2 protein-coding genes are annotated in these 5956 nt (G+C 76.6%); both read left to right on the top strand.

Translation table 11 applies throughout. From position 1 onward, the window contains the following. Positions 1-13 precede the first annotated feature (13 nt). Positions 14-4132 (top strand): type I polyketide synthase, encoded by a 4119-nt coding sequence (locus VM95_RS36680; protein ID WP_052707804.1) that lies wholly within the window; start codon positions 14-16, stop codon positions 4130-4132. Between the two features lie 88 nt (positions 4133-4220). Then, positions 4221-5956: type I polyketide synthase (locus tag VM95_RS36675; protein WP_045705472.1), on the top strand; the 1736-nt coding region annotated here is incomplete at its 3' end.

Genomic DNA, 5956 nt, shown 5'->3' with positions numbered 1-5956 from the left:
GTCGGCGGGCGCGGTGGAGCTGCTGACGGACGAGGTGCCGTGGCCTGCGGGCGGTTCGCGGGTCCGGCGGGCCGGGGTGTCCTCGTTCGGGATCAGCGGCACGAATGTGCACGTGGTGCTGGAGGAGGCGCCGGAGACGGTCGTGCCGGAGGCGGTGAGCCCGGGCGGGGTGGTGCCGTGGGTGGTGTCGGCGCGGTCGGGTGCGGCGTTGCGGGCGCAGGCGGAGCGGCTGCGGGAGTGGGCGGTGGCGCATCCCGAGGCCGAGCCGGCAGACGTCGGCCGGGCGCTGGTGACGGGGCGGGCGGTGTTCGAGCACCGGGCGGTGGTGGCGGGGCGGGATCTGGCCGAGCTCGTGGCGCGGCTGGGTGAGGTGGCCGAGGGGGAGTCGGTTCCTGTTTCCGGTTCGGGTGCGGTGTTCGTGTTCCCGGGGCAGGGGTCGCAGTGGGCGGGGATGGCGGCTGAACTCCTTGATGTCTCGCCGGTGTTCGCTGCTGCGGTTGATGAGTGTGCGGCGGTGATGGATTCGTTGACGGACTGGTCGCTGGTGGACGTCCTGCGGGACGGTTCGGACGGGCTGCTGGAGCGGGTCGACGTCGTGCAGCCCGCGCTGTTCGCCGTGATGGTCGGGCTGGCCCGGTGGTGGGAGTCCTGCGGGGTGCGGCCGTCCGCCGTGATCGGGCACTCGCAGGGGGAGATCGCCGCCGCGCACGTGGCCGGGTTGCTCTCGCTCGAAGACGCGGCGCGGGTGGTGGTGCTGCGCAGTCGGGCGCTGCGGCAGGTGTCGGGCGGCGGGATGCTGTCGGTCGGTGTCGGTGTCGAGCGGGCGGCTGAACTCGTGGAGGCCGATGGCCGGTTGTCGTTGGCGGCGGTCAACGGTCCGTCCAGCGTGGTGCTGTCGGGTGACACCGAGGCCCTGGCGGCCGTGGTCGAGCGGTGCGAGCGCGAGGGTGTCCGGGCGCGCATGATCCCCGTGGACTACGCCTCGCATTCGGCGCACATGGACGCGGTGCGCGACGAGGTCGCCGAACTGTCGGCGAGCGTACGGCCGTTGGCTGGCCGGATCGCGATGTACTCCACGGTCACCGGTGAAGTGGTCGCCGACCCCGAGCGGTTGGCGGGTTCGTACTGGTTCGACAACCTGCGCGGCACCGTCCGCCTGGACACGGCGGTCGCATCGGCGGTCGCGGACGGCCACACGCTGTTCCTGGAGTGCAGCCCCCACCCCGGCCTCGTCGTCCCGATCGCCGACCAGCTGGAGGACACCCCCGGCGGCGCCGTCCTGGAGACCCTGCGCCGCGGCGAGGGCGGCCCCGAGCGCCTGGTGACGGCCCTTTCCGCGGCCTTCGTCGCGGGCCTGCCTGTCGACTGGGCCACCCAGCTGCCCGCCGGACCCCGGGCCGACCTGCCGACGTACGCCTTCCAGCGTCGCCGCTACTGGCTCGACCAGGGTGTCCGGACGGGCGACCCGGCCGGGCTCGGGCTGGCGTCGGCCGGGCACCCGCTGCTGGGTGCGGCGGTCAGCTCGGCGCACGACGGCACCGTGCTGTTCACGGGCCGCCTCTCCACGGCCGCTCACCCTTGGCTCGCCGACCACGTCGTCCTGGGCGCGGCGATCGTGCCGGGGACGCTGTTCGTCGAGCTGGCGGCCTGGGCGGGCGGCGAGGTCGGCAGTCCGACCGTCGAGGAACTGACCCTGCACACCCCGCTCGTCCTGCCCGACACGGACGCCGAGGCGCTGTGGATCCAGGTCGTCGTGGGCGCGCCGGACCCGGCCGGCGTCCGTACGGTCAGCGTGCACTCGCGGCCGGAGCACGCGCCGGCCGAGGAGCCCTGGACGCGGCACGCGGACGGCACGCTGGCGGACGGCGCGCCGGTCGACGGCACACTGGTCGACGCCGCCGATCCCGCGTGGGCGAGCTGGCCGCCGACCGGCGCCGAGCCGCTGGACGTCGGCGACTTCTACGAGCGCCTGGCGGCCGCCGGGGTCGACTACGGCCCCGCCTTCCGGGGCCTGCGCCAGACCTGGCGGCACGGCGACGACCTGTTCGCCGCCGTCGAACTCCCCGCCGAGCAGGAGCGCGAGGCGGCCGGTTTCGCCGTGCACCCGGCCCTGCTCGACGCCGGGGTGCAGGCGCTGCGGGCGGGCGCCGGTGCGGACGAGGAGGTGCGGGTGGCGTTCTCCTGGCGCGGCGTCCGCTTCTCCGGCGCGGGGCCGGTCGGCCTGCGGGTCCGGCTGTCCCCGGCCGGGGAGGGCGCGGTCTCGATGCGGGTCGCGGACGCGGCGGGCCGCCCGGTCGCCGTCGTCGAGTCGCTGTCCGTCCGCCCGGTCTCCGCCGAGCAGCTGCGCGCGGCCGGCGGGGTGCACCGGGACGCGCTCTTCCGGCTGAGCTGGGACGCGTGCGAGGCGGTCGAGCCGCGCTGCGACGCGCCCGGACGTCTCGCCCTGCTCGGCGCGGCGGACGGCCTCGACGGCTTCGACGGCCTCGATGCGGTGCTGCGCTACGAGGACGTGGCGGCGCTCGCCGCCGCCGTCGCGGCCGGTGGGCCCGCGCCGGATGTCGTGGTGCTCGCCGTGACCGACCCGGACCAGGCCGTCGGCCGTACGGTGGCCCGGGTCGCCGCCGAGGTCGCGGCGTGGGCGGCCGCACCGGGGCTGGCGGAGAGCAGGCTCCTGCTGGTGACCCGGCAGGCCGTCCGCGCGGCCGCCGAGGACCGGGTGCCCGATCCGGCGAGGGCGGCCGGGTGGGGCGCGGCGTGCGCGCTGCAGGCCGCGCACCCGGACCGGATCCTGCTCGTCGACCTGGACGACGACCCGGCCTCGGCCGCCGCGCTGCCCGTACTGGCGTCCAGCGGCGAACCGAGGCTCGCCCTGCGCGGCGGACGGCCGTTCGCCCCGTCCCTGGTCAAGGCCCCGGTGGCCCAACCGGCTACGGAAGGACCGCAGTTGGCCCGGGGTGGCACGGTGCTGATCGGCGGCGCGGACGCCCCGCTCGCCGCCGTACTGGCCGGACACCTCGTCGCCGCCCACGGCGTCCGCCGCCTCGTCCTCCTGCCGAGCGACAACACCGGCACCGGTACCGGCACCGACGCCGTGCGCCGGCTCGCAGGCCGGCTGGCCGAGGCGGGCGCCGAGGCCGAGGTCGTCACCTGGGCCTCCGGCGACCGCGAGGGGCTGAGCGCCGCGCTGAAGGACGCCACCGCCGAGCACTCGGGCGCGCTCCTCCTGGCGCTCTCCCCGGCGAGCGGCCTGCTCGGCGTGCCCGAGCAGCCCGAGGCTGCTGCGGCCGCCGCCTTCGCCGAGGCGCTGGCAGCCGCCCGGCACGCCGAGGGACTGCCCGCCGCGGTCCTTGCCTGGGGGCCCGTCGCGCTCGGCGGACACGACGCCGAACCCCCGGCAGGGCTCCTGGAGTTGACCGAGGCCGAGGCGGTCGCCCTCTTCGACGAGGCGCTGTGCATGGCCGGTGGTCCCGGACTGGTCCTCGCCCGGCCCGACCGCGCGGCGCTGCGCACCCGCCCGGAGGCCGTCCCCGGTCCGCTGCGGCACCTGCTGCGCGGCCTGGCGGCGCGCCGCCAGGCGGGGGCCGCCGGGGCGGCCGAGACCGCGGGCGGCGAGGCCCTGCAGCGGCGGCTGGCGGCGCTGTCCGGGGAGGAGCGCGAGCGTGAACTGATCACGCTCGTCCGGACCTTGGCGGCCGCCGTGCTGGGCCACCAGGGAGAGGACCAGGTCGGGCCCGAGCGGGCGTTCAAGGAGGTCGGCTTCGACTCCCTGATGGCGGTCGACCTGCGGAACCGCCTGATCCGCGCCACCGGGGTGCACCTGCGCTCGACCCTGGTGTTCGACTACCCGAACCCGGTCAGCCTGGCCCGCCACGTCGTGACGCGCCTCGCCGAGGACGCCTCGGAGGCCACCCCCGTGCTCGCCGACCTGGACCGGCTGCACGAGGCCCTGCCGGCGGTCCTGGCCGAGGCCGGCGCCCGCGACCGGGTCGCCGAACGCCTGCGCGAGCTCCTGGCGTTGTGCGCGGACACCGGCGCGGACGCGGACGGCGGGGCGGAGGGAGCCGACGCGGACGACCTGCGGTCCGCCACCGACGACGAGCTGTTCTCCCTCGTCGACCAGGGCTTCGAGTGATCCCCGGGCACCGGCAGGACCGGCAGGACCGGCAGGACCGGCACCAGACCAGCGACAACGACCGTTCGATCGAGGAGTCGGAGTAGACGTGGCCGAGTCGGAAGAGAAGCTGCGGTCGTACCTCAAGCGGGCCGTCGCCGACGCGCGGGACGCGCACCGGCGGGTGCGGGAGCTGGAGGAGCAGGGCCGCGAGCCGATCGCCATCGTGGGCATGGCCTGCCGCTTCCCGGGCGGGCTGTCGACACCGGAGCGGCTGTGGGAGTTCGTGGCGGGCGGCGGCGACGCGATCGGCCCCTTCCCGACCGACCGGGGCTGGGACCTGGAGGCCCTGTACGACCCCGACCCCGACACCCCCGGCACGGCGTACGTCCGCGAAGGCGGATTCCTCTACGACGCCGCCGAGTTCGACGCCGGCTTCTTCGGGATCTCGCCGCGCGAGGCGCTGGCCATGGACCCGCAGCAGCGCCTGCTGCTGGAGATCTCCTGGGAGGCGTTCGAGCGCGGCGGCATCGACCCGACGAGCCTGCGAGGCAGCCGCACCGGGGTCTACACCGGGATCAACTGGCTCGACTACACCACCGTCCTCGCCCGCACGGCCAAGGGCCGCGACGGCACGCTCGGCATGGCCAACGCCGCCAGCCTGCTGGCCGGCCGGGTGTCCTACGTCCTCGGCCTGGAGGGGCCGGCCGTGACCGTGGACACCGCGTGCTCCTCGGCGCTGGTCGCGCTGCACCTGGCGGTCGGCGCGCTGCGCTCGGGGGAGTGCGACCTCGCGCTCGCGGGCGGCGCCACCGTGATGTGCACCCCGGAGACCTTCGTCAACTTCGCCCGCCAGCGCGGCCTCGCCCCGGACGGCCGCTGCAAGCCGTTCTCGGCCGCCGCGGACGGCTTCAGCCCGGCGGACGGGGCCGGGCTGCTCGTGGTCGAGCGGCTGTCGGACGCGCGGCGCCACGGACACCCCGTCCTCGCGGTGGTGCGCGGCAGCGCGGTGAACCAGGACGGCGCGTCCAACGGACTGACGGCGCCGAACGGCCCCTCGCAGGAACGGGTGATCCGGGCCGCCCTGGAGGCCGCCGGCCTGGCCGCGCGCGACGTCGACGCCGTGGAGGCGCACGGGACGGGCACGGCACTCGGCGACCCGATCGAGGCGCAGGCGCTGCTGGCCACCTACGGGCGGGGCCGCCCCGAGGACCGGCCGCTCTGGCTCGGCTCGGTGAAGTCCAACATCGGGCACACCCAGGCGGCGGCGGGCGTGGCCGGGGTGATCAAGACGGTGCTGGCGCTGCGGCACGAGGAACTGCCGCCGACCCTGCACATCGACGCCCCGTCACCGCACATCGACTGGGCGACGGGCAACGTCCGGCTGCTGACCGAGCCGGTGGCCTGGCCGCGCTCGGAGCGCCCGCGCCGGGCCGCCGTCTCGTCCTTCGGCGCGAGCGGCACCAATGCGCACGTGGTGCTGGAGGAGGCGCCGGACGCGGCGGACCCGTCGGCGGGCGAGACCGTCCGCGGGGTGGTGCCGTGGGTGCTCTCGGCACGGTCGGGTGCGGCGCTGCGGGCGCAGGTGGCGCGGCTGCGGGAGTGGGCGGCGGCGCATCCCGGCGCCGACCCGGTGGCGGTGGCGCGGACGCTCGCGTCGGGCCGGGCGGTGCTGGAGCACCGGGCGGTGGTGGCGGGGCGGGATCTGCCCGAACTCGTGGCGCAGCTCGGCGGGTTGGCCGAGGCGGAGTCGGTTCCGGCTTCCGGTTCGGGTGCGGTGTTCGTGTTCCCGGGGCAGGGGTCGCAGTGGGCGGGCATGGCCGTCGAACTCCTCGCCGCCAGCCC

The sequence above is a fragment of the Streptomyces rubellomurinus genome (assembly GCF_000961885.1).
In the GTDB taxonomy this organism is placed as follows: Bacteria; Actinomycetota; Actinomycetes; order Streptomycetales; family Streptomycetaceae; genus Kitasatospora; species Kitasatospora rubellomurina.
Note: the sequence above shows the minus strand (reverse complement) of the source record. Positions and strands in the feature narration are given on the sequence as shown.